The organism is Ruegeria meonggei (genome assembly GCF_042768335.1).
Classification (GTDB): Bacteria; Pseudomonadota; Alphaproteobacteria; order Rhodobacterales; family Rhodobacteraceae; genus Ruegeria; species Ruegeria meonggei.
On record NZ_JAXHBT010000001.1, the window covers coordinates 3,159,837 to 3,178,567 of the forward strand.

Annotated in this window: 19 protein-coding genes; 9 read left to right on the forward strand and 10 right to left on the reverse strand. The window is 60.0% G+C overall.

Annotated elements, in window-relative coordinates; genetic code table 11:
- Nucleotides 1-541 precede the first annotated feature (541 nt).
- The 6 genes from SJY13_RS15585 to SJY13_RS15610 all read left to right on the forward strand — a co-directional run bounded on the left by SJY13_RS15585 (nucleotide 542) and on the right by SJY13_RS15610 (nucleotide 4,913).
- The gene (locus tag SJY13_RS15585) at nucleotides 542-973 is read left to right on the forward strand and encodes a hypothetical protein (RefSeq protein WP_377192089.1); all 432 of its coding nucleotides are present in this window, start codon (nucleotides 542-544) and stop codon (nucleotides 971-973) included.
- Nucleotides 970-1,635, forward strand: coding sequence for a MotA/TolQ/ExbB proton channel family protein (locus tag SJY13_RS15590; protein ID WP_377192091.1), 666 nt, complete (start codon nucleotides 970-972; stop codon nucleotides 1,633-1,635). Before SJY13_RS15585 ends, SJY13_RS15590 begins: the two co-directional genes overlap by 4 nt.
- Nucleotides 1,628-1,993, forward strand: a complete 366-nt coding sequence (locus tag SJY13_RS15595) for an ExbD/TolR family protein (protein ID WP_234995191.1) — start codon at nucleotides 1,628-1,630, stop codon at nucleotides 1,991-1,993. The genes SJY13_RS15590 and SJY13_RS15595 overlap by 8 nt, the downstream gene beginning before the upstream one ends.
- The gene (locus tag SJY13_RS15600; protein WP_377192093.1) at nucleotides 1,990-2,367 is read left to right on the forward strand and encodes an ExbD/TolR family protein; all 378 of its coding nucleotides are present in this window, start codon (nucleotides 1,990-1,992) and stop codon (nucleotides 2,365-2,367) included. Before SJY13_RS15595 ends, SJY13_RS15600 begins: the two co-directional genes overlap by 4 nt.
- Nucleotides 2,364-3,536 carry an energy transducer TonB family protein gene (locus SJY13_RS15605; protein ID WP_377192095.1) on the forward strand — a complete coding sequence of 391 codons (1,173 nt, stop codon included), beginning with the start codon at nucleotides 2,364-2,366 and terminating at the stop codon, nucleotides 3,534-3,536. The genes SJY13_RS15600 and SJY13_RS15605 overlap by 4 nt, the downstream gene beginning before the upstream one ends.
- Nucleotides 3,537-3,902: 366 nt before the next feature.
- Nucleotides 3,903-4,913, forward strand: a complete 1,011-nt coding sequence (locus tag SJY13_RS15610) for a porin (RefSeq protein ID WP_377192097.1) — start codon at nucleotides 3,903-3,905, stop codon at nucleotides 4,911-4,913.
- Nucleotides 4,914-4,973: 60 nt separating this feature from the next.
- Here the strand turns inward: SJY13_RS15610 and SJY13_RS15615 are convergent, their stop codons facing one another.
- Genes SJY13_RS15615 through SJY13_RS15635 form a run of 5 tightly spaced genes read right to left on the reverse strand, consistent with a single transcriptional unit; the run spans nucleotide 4,974 to nucleotide 9,180 of the window.
- The gene (locus SJY13_RS15615; protein ID WP_377192099.1) at nucleotides 4,974-5,516 is read right to left on the reverse strand and encodes a DUF3833 domain-containing protein; all 543 of its coding nucleotides are present in this window, start codon (nucleotides 5,514-5,516) and stop codon (nucleotides 4,974-4,976) included.
- Nucleotides 5,513-6,130, reverse strand: coding sequence for a DUF3833 domain-containing protein (locus SJY13_RS15620; RefSeq protein WP_377192101.1), 618 nt, complete (start codon nucleotides 6,128-6,130; stop codon nucleotides 5,513-5,515). The genes SJY13_RS15615 and SJY13_RS15620 overlap by 4 nt, the downstream gene beginning before the upstream one ends.
- Nucleotides 6,127-7,350 carry an MFS transporter gene (locus SJY13_RS15625; RefSeq protein WP_377193684.1) on the reverse strand — a complete coding sequence of 408 codons (1,224 nt, stop codon included), beginning with the start codon at nucleotides 7,348-7,350 and terminating at the stop codon, nucleotides 6,127-6,129. Before SJY13_RS15625 ends, SJY13_RS15620 begins: the two co-directional genes overlap by 4 nt.
- Nucleotides 7,350-7,895, reverse strand: a complete 546-nt coding sequence (locus SJY13_RS15630) for a hypothetical protein (RefSeq protein ID WP_377192103.1) — start codon at nucleotides 7,893-7,895, stop codon at nucleotides 7,350-7,352. The genes SJY13_RS15625 and SJY13_RS15630 overlap by 1 nt, the downstream gene beginning before the upstream one ends.
- Nucleotides 7,846-9,180, reverse strand: coding sequence for an NAD(P)/FAD-dependent oxidoreductase (locus SJY13_RS15635; RefSeq protein WP_377192105.1), 1,335 nt, complete (start codon nucleotides 9,178-9,180; stop codon nucleotides 7,846-7,848). The genes SJY13_RS15630 and SJY13_RS15635 overlap by 50 nt, the downstream gene beginning before the upstream one ends.
- 192 nt (nucleotides 9,181-9,372) lie before the next feature.
- Here SJY13_RS15635 and SJY13_RS15640 point away from each other — a divergent pair, with 192 nt between their 5' ends.
- Nucleotides 9,373-10,098: an SDR family NAD(P)-dependent oxidoreductase gene (locus SJY13_RS15640; RefSeq protein WP_377192107.1), complete on the forward strand. Its 726-nt coding sequence runs from the start codon at nucleotides 9,373-9,375 to the stop codon at nucleotides 10,096-10,098.
- Between the two features lie 3 nt (nucleotides 10,099-10,101).
- Here SJY13_RS15640 and SJY13_RS15645 read toward each other — a convergent pair whose 3' ends face one another.
- Nucleotides 10,102-11,754 (reverse strand): Y-family DNA polymerase, encoded by a 1,653-nt coding sequence (locus tag SJY13_RS15645; RefSeq protein ID WP_377192109.1) that lies wholly within the window; start codon nucleotides 11,752-11,754, stop codon nucleotides 10,102-10,104.
- Between the two features lie 62 nt (nucleotides 11,755-11,816).
- Nucleotides 11,817-12,107 (reverse strand): I78 family peptidase inhibitor, encoded by a 291-nt coding sequence (locus SJY13_RS15650; RefSeq protein ID WP_377192111.1) that lies wholly within the window; start codon nucleotides 12,105-12,107, stop codon nucleotides 11,817-11,819.
- 130 nt (nucleotides 12,108-12,237) lie between these two features.
- Between SJY13_RS15650 and SJY13_RS15655 the strand changes: the two genes are divergently transcribed.
- On the forward strand, nucleotides 12,238-13,350 hold the full coding sequence (locus SJY13_RS15655) for an S-(hydroxymethyl)glutathione dehydrogenase/class III alcohol dehydrogenase (protein ID WP_085822777.1): 1,113 nt from the start codon (nucleotides 12,238-12,240) through the stop codon (nucleotides 13,348-13,350).
- Nucleotides 13,351-13,445: 95 nt separating this feature from the next.
- Nucleotides 13,446-14,171 (forward strand): NYN domain-containing protein, encoded by a 726-nt coding sequence (locus SJY13_RS15660; RefSeq protein ID WP_377192113.1) that lies wholly within the window; start codon nucleotides 13,446-13,448, stop codon nucleotides 14,169-14,171.
- Between the two features lie 10 nt (nucleotides 14,172-14,181).
- On the opposite strand, the gene SJY13_RS15665 is transcribed toward SJY13_RS15660, so the two are convergent.
- The 3 genes from SJY13_RS15665 to SJY13_RS15675 form a co-directional block, all read right to left on the reverse strand.
- Nucleotides 14,182-15,117, reverse strand: a complete 936-nt coding sequence (locus SJY13_RS15665; RefSeq protein WP_377192115.1) for a DMT family transporter — start codon at nucleotides 15,115-15,117, stop codon at nucleotides 14,182-14,184.
- Nucleotides 15,118-15,262: 145 nt separating this feature from the next.
- Complete coding sequence (locus tag SJY13_RS15670; RefSeq protein WP_377192117.1) at nucleotides 15,263-15,676, reverse strand: group III truncated hemoglobin; 414 nt, start codon at nucleotides 15,674-15,676, stop codon at nucleotides 15,263-15,265.
- Between the two features lie 48 nt (nucleotides 15,677-15,724).
- Nucleotides 15,725-18,700 carry an error-prone DNA polymerase gene (locus SJY13_RS15675; RefSeq protein ID WP_377192119.1) on the reverse strand — a complete coding sequence of 992 codons (2,976 nt, stop codon included), beginning with the start codon at nucleotides 18,698-18,700 and terminating at the stop codon, nucleotides 15,725-15,727.
- Nucleotides 18,701-18,731 lie beyond the last annotated feature (31 nt).

The following is an 18,731-nucleotide window of genomic DNA, read 5'->3' on the forward strand; positions in this document are numbered from 1 at the left end:
CCTCAAATTGAATCGTTGATCGTGCTGATCTGGGTTACATGACGTTTGTGAAAGGCTGACTTTCATTCTTGGCGTTGGCTATCTCTATAGTCTAAGCGACTGGGGGCAAAGAGGACACGGGCCATTTGGGTTCAGAACCCACAAATTAGGTTGCCGCACTCTCGTCTAAACACGTGACCGTCGCGCTTTCTGTGTTCCATTTGATGGGATTGACCCGATTTGCTGCCAAGCAATGCAGATCTTTGGTCCAGCCCCCGCAGCTGTGCTGAAAGTACCTGATCGTTAACTGTTACCATGCAGACGATGCCGATTTTCGTACCTGTAACAAGGTGTTGGCCAATCTGAGTCAGATTTCGAAAGGACGGGTGATTTTACGTCTGCCGCGCTTTCGCAGCAACCAGACTGCGCGCGCGGCTGCTCATCCATCACAAAGGTGTCGGCGACCCTTTCCCCCCTCAGCTGTCTTGGATATGACGGATACAGGGTCTGCTTAAACTCGGCGGCCCCTGAAATTCCTGCGTGATCAATCAGGAGCGCATCAATGATGTTTCGCCGTTCGGCTCTGGCCGCAATTCTTGCAACAGCGCCGGGCGTGGCACTGGCGCATTCCACGGAAGATGCGCCCACGGGCCTGCAGATAGAGCTCAACACCATTCAGGATGTGGAAGGCGCATGCAGACTGACATTTGTCGCCGAAAACCGCACGGATTCAGCGATTGATACGGCCAGCTTTCAGACAGTGGTGTTTGATGCGTCGGGCCGAGTGATAACCTTTACCTTGTATAACTTCCGGGAACTGCCCCTCGACCTGCCGCGCGTGCGTCAATTCGATGTCAAAGGCGAGGCCTGCGGTAACATCAGCCGCGTCCTGATAAATGGTCTGAGCAGTTGCGTAATCGGCGATTCCGAAAGCGAGGTTTGCCTGAAGGCCTTGAACCTGAGCAGCCGGACAGATGTGGAGCTTTTGGGATGAGTTTTTTCGATGCCTTGCGTGAAATTCTGGCCCTGGGTGGGCCTGTGGTTGCGATCCTGATCACCATGTCGGTGGTGACCCTTGCGGTCACACTCTACAAGATCTGGCAGTTTACTGCTTCTGGGGTGGGTCGGCACCGGGTTCTGTCCGAAGCGCTGGCGGCCTGGGATGCTGGCGATGAGCACAAGGCCCGCGCCCGCCTTGCCAAAAGCCGCAGCTACCTGGCGCCGCTTGTGGGCGTGGCGATGGATGCACCGGACGCGCCTGGCCTGGATCAACGGCTGGATGCCGAGGCCGGGCTGGCGTTGGCGGGGCTGGAGCGAGGGTTCCGGTTCCTGGACACCGTGGCGCAGATCGCGCCGTTGTTGGGGTTGTTCGGCACTGTGCTGGGCATGATTGAAGCGTTTCAAAGCCTGCAAGGTGCGGGGTCGTCGGTGGATCCGTCGCTGCTGGCTGGTGGCATCTGGGTGGCGCTTGTGACCACGGCAGTGGGGTTGGCGGTTGCGATGCCGACCTCGATGGTGCTGTCATGGTTCGAAAGCAGAACCGCGCGAGAACGGGTGTTTGCGGACAAGGCGTTGCGCACGGTTCTGGTGCCGGGGCAGGCCCTCCCACTGGCAGATGACATCCCAACCGCGGCGGTTGCGCCCGGGCATGCGTAACGCGGCCCCCTTTGTCCGACGACCCATGGCGATGACACCGCTCATCGACGTGATCTTTCTGTTGCTGCTGTTCTTCATGCTGACCTCGACCTTTTCGAAATTCGGCGAGATCGAGCTCAGCAATGCCACAAGCGGAGGCGCGACCAATGACAGCCCGCAGGATCGCGCGTTTGTTCAGCTGGGAGCCACGCGGTTGGTGCTGAACGGCACCTCTGTCACCCTGGCCGAGTTGACGGCGCAAGTAACAACCGGGCAGGTGCTGGTCAGCCTTGATCCGGACACAACGGCCCAGCATGTGGTGGACCTGCTGGTTGAACTGCGCGGCCGCGAAAACCTAAGCGTTTTGGTGCTGGAATGATCCGCTCGATCCGCCCCCGCCGCAAACGCGACTCGACCATTGCGTTGATCAACGTCGTCTTTCTGATGCTGATCTTCTTTCTGATCGCGGGCACGGTGGCGACGCCGCTGGATCCCGATTTGAACCTTGTGGACACGTCCGAACTGGAAGGGCGTGAGCCACCCGACGCGCTGGTGCTGCATCAGGACGGTGCGCTCAGCTTTCGCGGCACGCCAACTGATCCCGAAACTTATATGGCTGGGCGCGATCCTGGCCCGGTGCGTATCGTACCGGATCGTGATGCACCGGGGGCACGGTTGATTGAGGTCACTGGAGCATTGCGCCGTCTGGGCGCCGTTTCGGTGTTTGTTGTGACCGAGAAGGCGCTGGAATGATCCGGGGCTCGGTCGTCATCGCGGCCATTGCCGTTGCGCTGTCGCTGCTGCTGCACGTGATGGGTATCAGCATTACCGCGCCCAGACTGGCGGAACAGCCAGACGAAGGCGGCCCAGTGGATACGGTGGAGTTGGGTACCAGCTTTGAAGACTTGGTGGAAACCGTAACAGAACCGGTCACGCCTGAACCTGCTGAACCCCCCGATCCCCCCGATCCCGCAGTCGAAGAAGAGCCTGAACCGGCACCCGAGCCTGCGGAAATCCCCACCAGCGAGGTGCATGTCGCCTCGGACGATCCAAAGCGCACCTTTGCGCCTGACACAGGCGAGGCCGAAGTTGTGCAGCCTGTCGCGCCCGAACCGGTTGAGCCGGAACCTGTTGAAACGCCGGACACCACGGAGGGCGAGGCCGAGGCCAGCGACGAGATTGATGAAACCCCGCCGGTTGAACCCTCAGAAACCGCAGAAACGCCAGAGGGCGACCCTGAGGCTGCGGAAACAGTTGCTGAGACCCCGACCGAGGCCGAGACCGTTACCCCGGAGGAACAGCAAGCCGAAGCACCAGCGCTGTCCGAAGCCCCCGTGCCATCGGTCGAGGTGCTTGATCCGGTTGAGAGTGAGACAGTTGAGGCCGACATCCCAGTGACCCCGTCCGAACAGGTGCCGGACGCGGAAGAGGCCAACGAGACCTCAGAGCTGGCGGTGACCTCGTCGATCCGCCCGCAATTGCCCGACCGTCGCCCAACCCCAGCACCGCAAGGCGTGTTGAGCGGATCGCGGGATTTCAGCGCGCTCAGCTTTCCCTCGCGCCAGATTGAGTCGCCCTTGACCACATACAGGCGTCGCGGCGTTGATGTCTTTACAAGCGGTGACAGCGGCAACCGCAGTGGCGGGCGCGGTCCCGGAAACTCGGACCGAACCAACTATGCCGGGCGCGTTCTGGTGCACCTGAACCGATCGCCAGTGGTCTATTCAGCGGCACGGGGCTTTGCGCGGGTGTTTTTCGTGATCAACCCGGACGGAACCCTGAACTATGTAGAAGTCGTGGACACCAACGGCTCACCGGATCTTGAGCGGGCGGCTAAGGCGCAGGTTCAAGCGGCCTCTCCTTTCCCGAAGCCACCAGGAGGTGTCAGTCGGTCGCTGTCCTTTGTCTATTCAAGCAAATGATCGGTCACAGCCAGTTTCAAGGGCCTGGGATGCTGTGGATTCGGTAACATTTGATACGGCTGATTGGATGCCGTTTTGCCTAATAATTCAGCACTCGGGGAGCCAAGGTAAAACGTTTCAAAATTAAAGAGGTGGCGCAAATTTTTTCTGTTCAATTTATTGTAACAAAGGCTCTGAGGTCTCAAAATAAGTGTAAATCAAAGGATTTTTCACACTGTCGTTAGGTACCTTTGCAAAGATGCAACGGGCGTTATGGCAGAAAATCCCAAAATCCTGCGACTCCGTTGTGTCTCCCGGGGATTTGTCCGAGTAGACGCCCAGCTATTCTTGTAGCCACACTCCTCTCAAAAAACCTATGGATTCACCATGAAGAAGCTTCTTTTCGCATCGACCGCGTTGATCGCAACCGCAAGCGTTGCAGCCGCGGAAGTTAAGTTCAGCGGTTACGGCCGTTTTGGTATCGGGTATCAGGAAGACCGGACCAACGTGACGCAGACCACGACAACTGCAAGTGGCGCAACAAACCAGTTCTCTGCTGACTCCGACAACACCATCCTGGTTTCACGCTTCCGCCTGAACATCGATGCCAATGTCGAAACCGACGGTGGCGTCGAGTTTCAGGGCCGTGTTCGCCTGCAGGCTGACGAAGATTCGGACACCGGTGAGCAGAACGAAGCCGGTTTGAACGGCGCGCGTTTCTCGGTCATTTACGGTGGTCTGCGTGTTGACGCGGGCAACGTTTCAGGTTCGTTCGACAACCTGGATGACTACTTCGGTACGGAACCGGGCCTGGAAGAATTCCTGGGCCAGTACTCGGGTATCAACTATTCGTTCCTGGAATACAGCTCGACCGGTTCGGGTGCGAACGCCGTGTTCTTCCGTTACACCGTTGGTGATTTTGCGTTTTCGGCGTCCTATGATCAGGACACACGTTTCCTGGGCGGCGGCCTGACAGATGATCGTGACCGTTGGGACGTAAGCGCAACCTACGCGTTCAACAACATCAACGTGTCGCTGGCCTATGGTGAGACCGACGAAGGCGCCGGTGTCGACAAGGAAAGCCTGACGGTTCTGACCATCGGCGCCGAGCTGGGCGATTTCTATGGTACAGTTCTGGTCGCCGACGATGACGTTGCAAACAGCAACGAAGATGGCACTGCTTATGGATTCTCGGTCGCTTACGATCTGGGTGCCGCGACCACGCTGCAGCTGGTTTACGGTGACGGTTCTGCAGACAACGACACCCGCAACATCGGTGTTGGCGCTATCTATGACCTGGGCGGCGGTGCAACCCTGCGCGGTGCTGTCGGTGAAATCAAAGATGGCGACGATGACGGTAAAATCCGCGCCGACTTTGGTGCCCAGTTCAACTTCTAAGCTGATCTGAACCATCGAAATATAAGGGCGGTTCTTTGGAACCGCCCTTTTTTTGTTTGCCTAGTTCTTTTCGAAGAACAGGATCACCTCGCCCAACCGCACCCCATAGCGCGAGACATAGGCACGGTTCAGCAGGCGATCCTCGCTGAGCAGCCACATCCAGTCATCGAAATCGACCCGCATCGTGCCATCCTTGACCGGCAGATCAATCTTGTAGGTCCAGTTGAACGTATCACCACGCTCGATCCCGCTGGCCGTCCCCAGTACACCGGGTGCAGTTCCGGTCCAGGTGTCTTCGCCGGTTTTTTTCAGGGTCCAGATGCGCTGTTCGGTGGCACCGTCGTCATAGACGAAATCCTCGACCAGGGTCAGGATCTTGCCGTCCCATGTGCCGTCGATATCAACCGTAAAGCGACGCGGCACGTTGCCCAGCACGTCCTGAAACTGACCGTAGGCTACGGTTTTGCCCGCAAAGAACTCTTCCAGATTCAGTTGCCGGTCGGACAGAAAGGTCTTGGGCACGCGGGGTTTGGCCGAACAGGCGGTCAGGGCAGCAAGCCCAACAATGGCAAGGGCCGGGATCAGAAAACGGCGGGTGATCATTGTAGCGTCCGTGTCTCTGCCGCGGTGTCATAGCCGTTCGTCCCATTCAGATGCGCCGCCTTGGTTTTTGGGGCGGGGCGCATGGTGGCGATCAGCTCAGCGACCTTGATGCCGAACTTACGCATCTCGGATCGGTTCATGATCACGCCGTTTTCCGTCAGATACATCCAGTCAGTGACGTCCAGCGTGTGCCCGCCAGCATCTTCGGGCAGGATGATCCGGTAGGTCAGTTTGACAGTCGATCCCGATATCGTGCCATGCCCTTCCCCCACGATGTCGTCCGCCGTGGCGATGAACGTGTTCCCCGTGCCCAGCTTCAGATACCATTTTCGGGTCATTGTCTTGCCGTTGGAATAAGTGAAAAATTCGGAAAGGGTGCCGGTATTGCCGTCCCATTTTCCCACCATGCGGGCGACAAAGCTGTTCGACATCTTGCCGTCGGGACCATAAATCAGACCCTCGGACAGGATCTCTCCGTTCAGGTTTTCCTTCATCTGAAAGGTCGGCCCGGTTCCGGTGTAATCCGCGGGCGATTGCGACCGAAAGCTTAAAAACCTGCCCTTGGCGGCAAGCAGGGCGAGGATAGCGAATAGCAATACTACGATGAGTTTCATTTGGCTGAGACCTCAGTGGGCAGCGCCAGAACCATTCCAAACGCGCCGAGTTTCAGGATGCAGGGCAGCACGGCATAGGCGAGGTTGAGCGTATTCAACGCCTCGGTCGAGTTTGCTTGTCCCGGGTTGAACCCGCTGCGCTCCAGCAGGGGCAAAGTGATAAAAGCAGCAAGAGCAAGGCCCAGCTTTCCAGCAAATGACCAGATGCCAAACGCAGCGGACGCGTTCAGCCCGGCGCGCGTCAGCACGACCGAGAACATAGCAGGGAGCACCACCATATCCGCGCCCAGTGCCGCCCCAGATGCCAGGCAAATCAGGGCGAACCCGGTCAGGTTCCCAGCTGACAACATGGCAGCCCCGACAAAGCCCGCGATGGACAGGGGCATGGCGATTATCAGGGTCTGTTTAGGACCAATTCGGTTGCTGAGCCTGGCCCATAACGGCACGCTGGCCCCTGCGCTTAGGAAGAACAGGATCAGCAGTGGCCCGGCTTTGCCGGGCAATTGCAGCCGATCTTCGACAAAGAACAAAAACAAGGTCGAGGTGATCGCCACGGGCAAGCTGTTGACCAGCGCCAGCGCCAACAGGCGAAGTGCACCAGCCTGACCCAGACTGGCAAAAGACAGCGGCTCTCCTGTTATTGGGGCGCGTCGCCAGATCGGCAGGGTTACGGCCAGCGTGATAAGGGCGATTACGCCCAGAAACAGCCCAAAAGCCGGATATCCCTGGGCACTGGCACCAAACGCCACAAACAGGGCCGGTGCGCTGGCCGCTAACACCACGCCGGTCAATTGCCCACCTTCACGATATGCGGCCAGCGTCATCAACTCTTTCGGATCAGGGCAATTGGCCAGCGTTGCGCTGCGGCCATACAGTAGGATGGTGCCAAGACTGTAGGCCGAAAACAGAAGCACAAGAATAGATACTAATGCAGCTATATTCGCCCCTTGTGGCAGACCAAATAGCAATGGGAATCCAATCGCCAGCCCGATCGCGGCGGCAGCGGCAAACAGGGTTTGCGCACCCGGCCAGTGGTCGATGGCCCAACCGATCAGCGGATCCTGCACCAAATCCACCAGCCGGATCATCAGCAGGACGGTGCCGATCACACCCAGTCCGATACCCAGATTTACGGCTGCAAACCGCGGCAGATGGATGTAGAGCGGGATACCCGCCGCAGCCAACATCAACGCATAAAGGCTGACCCGCGGATACAACATCACTGACCCTTCAGCTGCTGCGTGAAGCTGGCGGATCTTGTGTCACTTCCCAGAAAAATGGACATGAAGGCGCGTTTTGCATCGGGGTAAGTTAAGGTGCAGGTCCTTTGACCGTTGCGCCAGAATCCAACCTTGTTTGGTCCTTCAGAGATCGCAATATAACTGTCTCCTTTGGCGACGGCCTGAAAACACTGCTTTAGCTGGCTTTGCGTTGGCGCCGGGTTGCCCTGCCGGGCTATCTCTTGCAGCGTCGAGTTAACAAGGGCCTTTTGTTTCAGGGTTTTGCGATAGGTCAGTTGCAGACCAAAATCCTCATCCCATCTAAGTGCTGCCCCTTTGGGCGTGAACAGCTTGGCGTCATAGATCGGCACGCCCAGAAAGCGAAAGGTCGCGCTTCCCCTGAGCTGCGCATCCGTCACCATTTGCGTAATGGGTGAGGCTGCTGACCCGCTCGGGGTCAGCATCACAAAGCTGACCAGAGCCGCTGCGCAGGTGTCAGAAATCCGCCGAGGCAGGGACGGCCGGATCTTTTGCAAGAATGCCATTGTCAGCTCCGATGGTTTGCGGGGTGCCGTTGATAAGCCCGACAACATGCATCGCGCTGGCAATGCCGTCTTCGTGAAAGCCGTGCCGGTTATACGCACCGGCAAACCAGGTTCGATTCTGTCCCTGCATCTCGCGGATTTGTCCCTGTGCTTTCAGAGCGGCATTGTCGAACACGGGATGGGCAAATTCGACCTGATCATAGATTTTCTCCGCAGGAATTTCGGACGCCGCGTTCAGCGACACAAACAGCGGGTCGCTGTCTGGGATGTTCTGCAGCCGGTTCATCCAGTAAGTGACGCTGACATTCCCCCCCTGCGAGCGATAGGTCCAGCTGGACCAGCAGGCCCGGCGTTGGGGCATTTGGCCGGGATCACAATGCAGAACGGCCCTGTTCGGCTGATATCGGATCGCACCCAAGGCAGCCTGTTCGAATGGGGTGGCGGCCTGACCCAGAAGGGCGAGGGATTGATCGGAATGGGTGGCCAGAATGACCTCGTCATACAGATCGGACTGCCCGTGGCTGTGGATGGTCACGCCGGTATCGTCCCGGTGAATGTGTTCGACCGGGCTGGCCAGTCGGATTTCTGAACCACGCGCGCGCAAGGCGGCGTCGATGCGGCGGACATACTCGATGCTGCCGCCTTTGACCGTGTACCACTGATGCTGCTTGGCGCGGCCGCTGGCCAACAGCGCGTGATTGCGGAAGAACTGCACCAGCGAACGGGCCGGAAACTGGTCGACAAACTCAACCGGCGTAGACCAGATCGCACCGCACATCGGCATCAGGTAATTGTCGCGGAACCATTGACCAAGACGCAGTTGGTCGACCAGCTCTCCGATTGTGGTGTCGTCATCCTGGGCGGCTGTGGGGGCCTCTCTGCCGAACCGCAGGATGTCGGCGATCATCTTGTAATAGGCTGGCCGCGCGAGGTTGCGTTTCTGTGCCGTCAGGGTGCGCAGATTGTTCAGCCCGTATTCGATGCGGCCATTGTCGATGGTTGCGCCAAAGCTCATCTCGCTTTTGTCGACAGGCACGTTCAGCTCGTCGAACAGAGCGGTTAAATAGGGGTAGGTGGCATAGTTGAAGACGATGAAGCCGGTATCTACTGGTTGGTCCCCGTTCTTGCCGGCCATGACTGTGCGCGCGTGACCGCCCAGCCGGGGTTCGGCCTCGTACACGGTGACATCGTGGTCTTCTGAAAGATAGTAAGCGGCTGAAAGACCTGAAATGCCTGCACCAACTACTGCGATTTTCTTGCGTACGCCCCGGGCTTCGTCGAACATGCCATCCCCTTTGTGCGACCCTTTACAATAAGATACGCAGAATGGTCGGGGGTGGATCAATAAGGTTAGAAGTTTTTTGGTGATGCACTATGTTGTGGCGTCTGGTGACATCTTTTGGGGTCAGCTATTGCGTGTGATCCATCGCAGGGGTGACGCCGTATTCATAGGGAACACGAATAGAACGGCCCTCGCATGAGCAGCTTTAACGGAAAAACCTATTGGATCATTGGTGCCAGCGAAGGTCTGGGCCGGGCCTTGGCCGAGGCTCTTGGCCGTCAGGGTGCACATCTGGTCCTGTCAGCGCGCAATGCCGAGCGCTTGCAGGCGATCTGCGCCTCCCTGCCCAAAGCGCGGGCGATTCCAATGGATGTGACCGATCCGGATTCTGTGCGCCACGCGATGGCCGAGGCCGGAGAGGTCGATGGGCTGGTGTATAACGCAGGCGCCTATGATCCCATGCGCAGCGGTGATTGGGATACCGAGGCGGCATTGGCGATGACGGATGTGAACTATCTGGGGGCGTTGCGTGTTCTGGGTGAAACCGTGCCCGGCTTTGTGCAGGCGAAGCGCGGAGAGATCACACTTATAGGCTCGCTCGCGGGGTATCACGGCTTGCCGGCTGCGATTGGTTATGGGGCCAGCAAGGCGGCGCTGATTTCGCTGGCCGAGACGATGCGCCATGATCTGGCGGGCACGGGTGTGACGGTTCGGATCGTTAATCCCGGCTTTATCAAGACCCGGTTGACCGAAAAGAACGCGTTCAAGATGCCGATGCTGATGACGCCCGAGGATGCGGCGGATCGGGTGATCAGGGCGATGGGTCGTCGCCGATTCCGCACCGATTTCCCTGCTCCGTTTTCCTGGCTGGTCCGGTTGATTGATTATCTGCCGGATTTTTTGGTCTATCGCGGAAAATAGACCCTAACCAAATTGTCCCTGGCAAAACCAACCCGCCGACATGGTGCCGCCATGGCCGTAAAACAGCCATAACCGTTCACCCTGTTGCGTCACCACCACCCAGTAATCGCGCACCCCACTGCGCCAGTTGGGGTCATCCAGCCACCATTCCGGCGCGATCCGTTCCGGGCCGGTGGCCTGGGACAGCTGCCAGTCGCGCCCGCGCCAGCGGAACGCAATTGGTACATCCGGGGTTTCCGGGGCCATCACCGGCTCGGGCTGCCACATCTGCAGGGGCCGTGGGCGCGATGGGGCAGGCCAGTCGCACGCGGGCTCTGACCATGCTGCTGCCAGCGTCTGGGCGGTTTTCTCAGGGATATGTGAGGCCGCAGGATGCCGTCTTGTGATCACCTCAAGCCCGACCCGCGCGCCCAGTTTTCCAATCAGATCATCCACTGCCGTATTGCCCTCCAACCGGTCACTGACGGCGCGGCGGGCCTCGGCGTGGCCAGCCATCGTACGGGCGTGGATCGGCTCGGTCTGGACCGCCACAAGCCGCAGCATGTCGATACCATAGCCCGCGTCGATCTTGTCGATTTTCATCTCTAACAAGGGGCGAATACGATGTTTGTCATAAGCCGGGCGGGCCAGACCGACCTCGATAACTTCAGCCGCCTGGTCGGCGCGATGTGCCTCAAGCCGCAGGGTGCGCACCCCGCGGGCTTTTTCTTCCAGCTTGGTGCAAAGCGTGGGCAGCATCCGGTCGATCGCGGCCATCACGTCCTCGACCAACCCGATCGGATTGGGCAGAGTCATCCGCACCGCAAAGTGATGTGGCGCGCGCGCGGGTGAGACCGGTTCGGGCGCGCTGCCCATCGCCTGATCCAGCCGCAGCACCAGCCCCCGTCCAAACCGTCGCGCAAGGGACGCACGCGGCTGGCCCAGCAGATCGCCGATCCGGCGCAGGCCCAGACGGTTCAGCTGTGCCACCACTTGATCCTCCAGCCGCAGCGCCGCGATGGGCAGGGGGCTGAGCGCGCCATACGCCTGCCCCGGCGCGGCGACCCGCGCGCCACCCCCCAGGGCCATCACCTGCGGTGCGGCGCCACCTCTGGTCCAGTGCCGCCGTTTGGTGGCGCGGGCACGGGTGGCGCGGGCCTCTTGGCTGATGGCGTCGCCATTGCGGTCGGACGTGGCCTCTTGCCCGGCATAGCGCGCCAACGCCCAGGCTGCGCCCAGCGTGTCGGCAATGCCCATCTGAACACTCAGACCCATATCGGCGCAGTCGATTTCCAAAACGCGCAGCAGCGCCTCTTCGCCGCCGAACAGATGGGCACAGCCCGACAGGTCGACGATCAGCCCGTCGGGGACCTCTTCAGCCACCCAGGGGCTGAACTTGCCCGCCCAGCGGCGCAGCGCGGTCAGGAACACGGCCTCGGCCGGGGCGTTGCGGGGGCGGGTAACAAGCGATGCGCACATGGCATGGGCGTCGCGTACCGGCTGGCCGACCCGTAAACCGGCGGCCTGCGCATCCGCATTCAGCGAGGTGATAACCTGCATGTTCGACTGCTCGGCCACCACGGCCAAAGGCCCATCCTGCAGGCCGCGCGCGGCGCGAACCAGCCGTTCGGCCCCAAGACAGGGAAACCACAAAGAGAGTATTCGGCGTTTGGGCATCGGGCAGACATCAAAATGTTCTCACTTTGTTCCTAAATGAGAATCACACCCCGAGTCCACGCCTACCCGCAGGTCAGGCGTTGAATGACACCTTCTGAATCCACATAAACATTCAGCCGGTCGATGCGGTAATCCTGCGTGGCGATGCCATCAGGACCCAGAACCCGCGCCCGTTCCGGCAGTTGCGCCTGAATGCCCGAGACCGGCTGACCAACAGAACCTGCAAACGCATCGCCTTCACAAAAGGCCAGATCGACCGGCGCGGCCTCGGGCGGCAGGGGGCTGTCATCTGGGGGCGGAGGCGTCTGTGCACAGGCCGCCAGCAGGGCCAGTGCGGGTAAAAATCGGTGCATTGGCGTTCCTCATTCTGACTATGTCGTTTCTGCAATATCAAATGTTTAGCCATCCTGCCATCAAAGTGCAGTTGAAAACACCCTGCAATTAACGCAGGGTCGGGTCAAAATCGACAGGGAGATGAAAGCCATGCGTACCCGTGCTGCCGTCGCCGTTCAGGCGGGCAAACCTTTGGAAGTGATGGATGTGAACCTCGAAGGCCCCAAAGCCGGTGAGGTTCTGGTTGAGATCAAGGCCACCGGCATTTGCCACACCGACGAATTCACCCTGTCGGGTGCCGACCCCGAAGGTTTGTTTCCGGCCATTCTGGGCCACGAAGGCGCAGGCGTGGTGGTTGATGTGGGCCCCGGTGTCACCAGCCTGAAACCGGGTGATCATGTGATCCCGCTCTACACGCCGGAATGTCGCGAGTGCGAATACTGCCTGCACCCCAAGACGAACCTGTGTCAGGCGATCCGTTCTACGCAGGGGCAAGGCTTGATGCCCGATGGCACCTCGCGCTTTTCGACGTTGGATGGGGATCCGATCCTGCACTACATGGGCTGCTCGACCTTTTCGAACCACACGGTGCTGCCCGAGATCGCGCTGGCCAAAGTGCGCCCGGACGCGCCGTTCGACAAGATCTGCTATATCGGTTGTGGTGTGACCACCGGCATCGGCGCGGTGATCAACACTGCCAAGGTGGAGATCGGCAGCCGCGCCATCGTGTTCGGCTTGGGCGGCATTGGTCTGAACGTGATCCAGGGCCTGCGTCTGGCCGGAGCGGATCAGATTGTCGGCGTCGACCTGAACCCCTCCAAGGTAGAAATGGCCACCCGTTTTGGCATGACCGATTTCGTCAACCCGTCCGAGGTTGAAGGCGATCTGGTCCCCTATCTGGTCGATCTGACCAAGGGCGGTGCGGATTACACCTTTGACGCCACCGGCAACGTGGGCGTTATGCGCACGGCACTGGAATCTGCGCATAAGGGCTGGGGAGAATCGATCATCATCGGCGTGGCGCCCGCGGGGGCCGAAATCTCGACCCGACCGTTCCAGCTGGTGACCGGGCGTTCGTGGCGCGGTACAGCATTCGGCGGAGCGCGGGGTCGGACAGATGTGCCACAGATCGTCGACTGGTACATGGACGGCAAGATCGAGATCGACCCTATGATCACCCACACCATGGGTCTGGACGACATCAACCACGGGTTCGACCTGATGCATAAGGGCGAAAGCATTCGGTCGGTGGTGGTGTACTGAGAAAACCAAAAAAATTTCCAAGGGCGGGCTTTTGCTCGCCCATTTTGATTCTTACATTCCTCACCATGAATTAAATTTAAGGTTGAGGATTTCAGGTGACGACAGGACGAACAGACCGCCTTGCGGTTCTGATTGACGCGGACAATGTCTCCGCAAAACATGCAGCAGAGATTTTTGAAGAAATAGCCACGTTGGGAGAGGCTGGCCTACGGCGGATATACGGCGATTTTTCCAATGGGTCGCCGCAGGGGTGGGAAGCTAAATCACTGGCCGAATACGCCATTGTTCCCCATCAGCAATTCGCCAATACCACCGGGAAAAACTCAAGCGATATCGCACTGGTCATTGATGCCATGGACATCTTGCATTCGGGACGGTTCAGCGGGTTTGTTTTGGTATCCTCAGACAGCGATTTCACACGTCTTGCCAGCCGCATTCGCGAACAAGGGCTGGACGTGTTTGGTATCGGAGAACGTAAGGCGCCCAAGGCCTTCGTGGCGGCGTGCAATCGGTTCATTTACATTGAAAACATTGAAAAGCCCGAAGCTGGCGCGGCAAAATCCCAAAAGGGCGAGAGCCCGAAATCGAAGCATGACCTGAACCATGCCTTCCAATTGATCCGTAATGTTGCAAAGAACACGAACGAACCCGATGGCTGGGCCACACTTGGGTTCGTTGGGCACCAACTGGGTAAAATATATCCGGATTTTGACGCCCGCACCTACGGCTACAAAAGGCTGAGTGATCTGGTGCGCGCCTTGGACCGGTTTGAAAAAAGCGGCACAAACGGCGACCTCAAGATCAGAAGCACGGAGCCTTGACGGCGTGGGTTTATTCCCCCGGACGTGTCGCCCCGGTATCCGATCTGGGTGACCGGACCCGCAGAACCGGAGTGTTGGCGGATGCGTTGGACCGGCTTTCGCGCCAGACCACAAAGACGCCGGATGCGATGATGATGCTGGCACCGACGGCGACCCAGCCGTCAGGTTTTTCGCCAAAGAACGCCATGCCAAAGATCGTGGCCCAGATGATCTGGCTGTATTGGCTGGGCGCAATGACGCCAGCTGGAGCCGCGCGGTAGGCCATGATGATCAGGTGCTGCGCGATGACGGAAAACACCCCCACCAAGGCCATCATCGCCAGATGCAGCAGCGAGGGCGGCAGATAGACGGCGGGCTGGGCAAGGCTCATCACCACGATGGCCAGCAGCATCGGATAGAGGATCAGCACAGCCGAGCGCTCCTCATTCCCGATCTTACGCACCAGAACGGATGCAAAGGCGCTGCAGAAAGCCGCCGTCAGCGCCGCCAGATGGCCCAACGTGATGTCCGTGGTGCCGGGGCGCAGGACGATCAGAACGCCGATCAGGCCCACACCTACGGCGGCCCAACGCTGGGCCCGGACCACTTCGCCCAGAATGGGGATCGACAGGACGGTGACGATCAGCGGGAAGGAGAACAGCAGCGAATAGACCTCGGCCAGCGGGAGCACGGAGAAAGCGTAAAACGCGCAGGACATGCCGGTGACCATCAGCGCGGATCGCAATAGGACCAGCCACGGGTGGTGCGGCAGAAAGTTACCCGTTGACCGATCAGTCAGGATCGTGACCGCCATCGGCACAAAAGAAAACAGCGTGGCGAAGAATATGATCTGCAGCACCGAATACGTGCCGCCCAGCACCTTGATCAGCGCGTCGTGGCTGGCAAAGACGGCAAAGCCCAGAAAGGCATAACCCAGGCCGCGGACTGTGGTGTTTTGCGTGTTCATCAGACTGTCTCGTAGACCGGATCAATGGGCCGCGCATCGGTTTGGATGGCGCGGCGGCTGTGTCTAACCGGTGCTTAAACCCAATTTGCCGAGGCGCATAGCCCCTATTTTACCGCTAACATGGCATAACCGTCATGATCAGGGATCATCGCAGGAGCGGCGGCGCGTCCTTGGGTTGGCGCGCAGATTGCACGCCGGCCCGCATCCCCACCCCGATGCGACGCGCCAGCGCCACCCAAGGCGTGGCGGTTTCCGGTGGCAGGGTTTGGGTGGCGACCTCTTCGAACAGGTCCAGCCAATGGGCGAACATCTCAGGGCGCACATCGGGCCGTTCGATATGGACCCGCTGCGGATTGCCGTCATAGCTGCGCTCATACAGGATGGCGTTGCGCCAAAAGGCGGCGATCTTGTCCTCATGTGCGGGCCAGTTGGTGACATGTTTGCCAAAGACCGGGCCCAGCACCGCATCCTGTCGGACACGGGCGTAAAAGGCGCGCACCTGCGCGTTGATCTGATCCGGTGTCGCGGGAAAGCGCGGGGGCAGGGTGGGTCTGGTCATGGTGGCCTGATCTACGTCTCTGTTTTGGGCAGATAGGTCGTTCCGGCGTCACGGAACAGAGGTGGTTTTGTCGCGCCCCTCCGGCGTCAGCAGGTGCCGCAGCAGGGCGACCGGATGCGCCTTCAGGCTGAGACGGGTGGCGACGTAATCCTCGACCACCTGTTCGCCCAGGGTCATCTGCGGCAGATGGGCTGCGGGCTCATCCAGAGCTTCGCCCTCCAGATCCTGCGAAAACAGCGGCAGCGGTTTGGCAGTGGCAATCGCTTTGGCCTGCCACAGCGCCTCGCGCCGGGTCAGGTCGCAGGCGGCAAAGGCATCGGCCTCGGCCAGCCGCTCGATCACAGACGGCCCAAGGCCCGCGCGGCGCCAGACGTCATCGACCTGGGTATAGCCATTGCCGCGCGCGGCGGTCAGCCAACTGGCGTCTTCCTCGCTGAGACCCTTGATCTGGCGGAACCCCAGCCGCAGGGCCAGCCCGCCATGGCCGCCAGGCTCCATCACATTGTCCCAGAAGCTGGCATTGATGCAGACCGGGCGCACTTGAACCCCATGCTCGCGCGCATCGCGGACGATCTGGGCGGGGGCATAGAACCCCATTGGCTGCGAATTCAGCAGGGCGCAGGCGAAGATGCCCGGGTGGTGGCATTTGATCCAGGCCGAGGCATAGACCAACAGTGCAAAGCTGGCCGCGTGGCTTTCGGGGAAGCCATAGGAACCGAAGCCCTCGATCTGGGAAAAACAGCGCTCGGCAAAATCGTCGTCATAGCCGTTGCGGTTCATCCCGCGCAGGAACAGCGCGCGAAACTCGCTGACATTGCCATGTTTCTTGAAGGTCGCCAGTGACCGGCGCAGCCGGTCCGCCTGTTCCGGGGTAAAGCCCGCGCCGACAATGGCGATCTGCATCGCCTGTTCCTGAAACAGCGGCACGCCGAGGGTCTTGCCCAGCACCTCACCCAGCTCGTCCGAGGGGAAGCTGACCTCCTCCTCTCCGTTACGCCGCCGGATATAGGGGTGAACCATGTCACCCTGAATGGGGCCGGGGCGGATGATGGCGACCTCGATCACCAGATCATAGAAATTGCGCGGGCGCATCCGGGGTAGAAAGTTCATTTGTGCACGTGATTCCACCTGAAACACGCCGATACTGTCGGCCTTGCACAGCATGTCATAGACCACCGGGTCCTCGGGCGGCAGGGTGGCCAGGGTATAGCCGGTCTGGTGGTGCTGGGTGATCAGATCGAACGCCTTGCGGATGCAGGTCAGCATGCCAAGGCTGAGGACATCGACCTTAAGGATGCCAAGCGTGTCGATATCGTCCTTGTCCCAGCAGATAACCGTGCGATCCTCCATGGCGGCGTTTTCAATGGGGACCAGCTCGTCCAGCCGCCCTTCGGTGATGATGAAGCCGCCGACATGTTGCGACAGGTGACGGGGGAAGCCGTTGATCTCATAGACCAGCATTAGGGTCTGTTTCAGGCGGCGATCTTCGGGGTCGAGGCCGATCTCGCGCATCCGCTCGGCCTCAAGCCCGGCGGCTGAGAAAAAGCCCCAAAGCTGCGAGGAGAGTGACGAGATGGTGTCTTCGGTCAGGCCCATCGCCCGCCCGACCTCGCGGATGGCGCGTTTGCCGCGGTAATGCACCACCGTGGCGCAGAGGCCGGCGCGGTGGCGACCATAGCGGTCATAGATGTGCTGGATCACCTCTTCGCGGCGTTCATGTTCGAAATCCACGTCGATATCGGGCGGTTCATCGCGTGCCTCTGACACAAAGCGTTCAAACACCATGGTGCCCATCTCGGGGCTGACCTCGGTGATGCCGAGGCAGAAACAGACCACCGAATTGGCCGCTGATCCGCGCCCCTGGCACAGGATGTCCCGTGATCGGGCGAAATGGACAATGTCGCGGACGGTCAAAAAATAAGGCTCGTATTTTAGCTTGCCGATCAGCGCGAGTTCATGGGCCAACATCTTTTTGGCCTTGTCCGAAGCCCCCGCCGGATAACGCCAGTGCAGCCCCTCATGTGCCAGACGGTGCAGGCGCTGGGTCGGGGTTTCCTGTTCGCTGCCCTCGCTGGGGTATTCATAGCGCAGCTCATCCAGCGAGAATGTGAGCTGTTCGCTGAGGTCATAGGCACGGGTCACGGCGCCCTCATGGCCCTTGAAGATGCGCAGCATTTCGGGTTCCGAGCGCAGACGCTGCTCTCCATTGGCTAGCGCCTTGCGACCCAGATCATCCACCTTGCGGCGCAGGCGGATGGCGGTCACCACATCCGCCAGTTTGCGGCGGGCCCCGTGGTGCATCAGGGGCGTGGCACTGGCGAGTGTGGGCAGGTCGAGTTGCTTTGCTTCAGTCTCTAATACAGAGAAAAACGCATTGTCTGCGCCATCATAGCGGGGGTGCATCAACAGATGCATCCGCCCGGCAAAGCGGCGCGTCAGCTGCTGCGCCTGTGTCCGCCAAGGGCTCCGCCCGTCTTTCGCCTGAGAAGCGCCACTGGCGCTTCTCCGAGACGGCTCAGACTCCGCGGCGCCCTGCGACGGGGTCGCCTGTGGCCAGAGCAGCAGGTGGAGACCGTCGGAGAATTCCATCAGGTCGGACAGGTGCAGGATGCAATCGCCTTTCTCGGCGCGCAGGCGGCCCCTGGACAGGATGCGGCACAGGTTGGCCCAGCCCTGCCGGTTCAGGGGCAGGGCGGTGACGGTGGGCGCATCGGTAAAGATCAGCCGCGCCGCCGGGATCAGGCGCGGCACCGCATGGACGGGGTAGGAGGGCGGTTTGGGGATGTGATCGGGGCAGGGCGGGCCGATCGAGGTGTTCTGCGCCTCCCACTCCAGCCTTTCGCGCACCTTGCGGGCGATCTCGCGCGCTTGGGTATGGGCACGGACGATGCCGGCCACCGAGTTGTCATCAGCAATGGCAATCGCGGGCAGGCCCAGGGTGACGGCACGCTCCATATACTCCTCGGGGTGGGAGGCCCCGGTGAGGAAGGTGAAGTTCGAGGTGATCGACAATTCGGCATACATGGCGATTCTCTATTATATTCACGTTTTGTTC

Excerpts from the sequence above, each read along its gene's own strand:
- SJY13_RS15625 (WP_377193684.1), bottom strand. The coding sequence starts at position 7,350 with ATGTTGTATCCGCGGGTCAGCCTTTATGCGTTGATGTTGGCTGCGGCG.
- SJY13_RS15590 (WP_377192091.1), top strand. The coding sequence starts at position 970 with ATGAGTTTTTTCGATGCCTTGCGTGAAATTCTGGCCCTGGGTGGGCCT.
- SJY13_RS15600 (WP_377192093.1), top strand. The coding sequence starts at position 1,990 with ATGATCCGCTCGATCCGCCCCCGCCGCAAACGCGACTCGACCATTGCG.
- SJY13_RS15675 (WP_377192119.1), bottom strand. The coding sequence starts at position 18,700 with ATGTATGCCGAATTGTCGATCACCTCGAACTTCACCTTCCTCACCGGG.
- SJY13_RS15645 (WP_377192109.1), bottom strand. The coding sequence starts at position 11,754 with ATGCCCAAACGCCGAATACTCTCTTTGTGGTTTCCCTGTCTTGGGGCC.
- SJY13_RS15650 (WP_377192111.1), bottom strand. The coding sequence starts at position 12,107 with ATGCACCGATTTTTACCCGCACTGGCCCTGCTGGCGGCCTGTGCACAG.
- SJY13_RS15585 (WP_377192089.1), top strand. The coding sequence starts at position 542 with ATGATGTTTCGCCGTTCGGCTCTGGCCGCAATTCTTGCAACAGCGCCG.
- SJY13_RS15640 (WP_377192107.1), top strand. The coding sequence starts at position 9,373 with ATGAGCAGCTTTAACGGAAAAACCTATTGGATCATTGGTGCCAGCGAA.
- SJY13_RS15615 (WP_377192099.1), bottom strand. The coding sequence starts at position 5,516 with ATGATCACCCGCCGTTTTCTGATCCCGGCCCTTGCCATTGTTGGGCTT.
- SJY13_RS15665 (WP_377192115.1), bottom strand. The coding sequence starts at position 15,117 with ATGAACACGCAAAACACCACAGTCCGCGGCCTGGGTTATGCCTTTCTG.
- SJY13_RS15610 (WP_377192097.1), top strand. The coding sequence starts at position 3,903 with ATGAAGAAGCTTCTTTTCGCATCGACCGCGTTGATCGCAACCGCAAGC.
- SJY13_RS15605 (WP_377192095.1), top strand. The coding sequence starts at position 2,364 with ATGATCCGGGGCTCGGTCGTCATCGCGGCCATTGCCGTTGCGCTGTCG.
- SJY13_RS15630 (WP_377192103.1), bottom strand. The coding sequence starts at position 7,895 with ATGGCATTCTTGCAAAAGATCCGGCCGTCCCTGCCTCGGCGGATTTCT.
- SJY13_RS15670 (WP_377192117.1), bottom strand. The coding sequence starts at position 15,676 with ATGACCAGACCCACCCTGCCCCCGCGCTTTCCCGCGACACCGGATCAG.
- SJY13_RS15635 (WP_377192105.1), bottom strand. The coding sequence starts at position 9,180 with ATGTTCGACGAAGCCCGGGGCGTACGCAAGAAAATCGCAGTAGTTGGT.
- SJY13_RS15595 (WP_234995191.1), top strand. The coding sequence starts at position 1,628 with ATGCGTAACGCGGCCCCCTTTGTCCGACGACCCATGGCGATGACACCG.
- SJY13_RS15620 (WP_377192101.1), bottom strand. The coding sequence starts at position 6,130 with ATGAAACTCATCGTAGTATTGCTATTCGCTATCCTCGCCCTGCTTGCC.
- SJY13_RS15655 (WP_085822777.1), top strand. The coding sequence starts at position 12,238 with ATGCGTACCCGTGCTGCCGTCGCCGTTCAGGCGGGCAAACCTTTGGAA.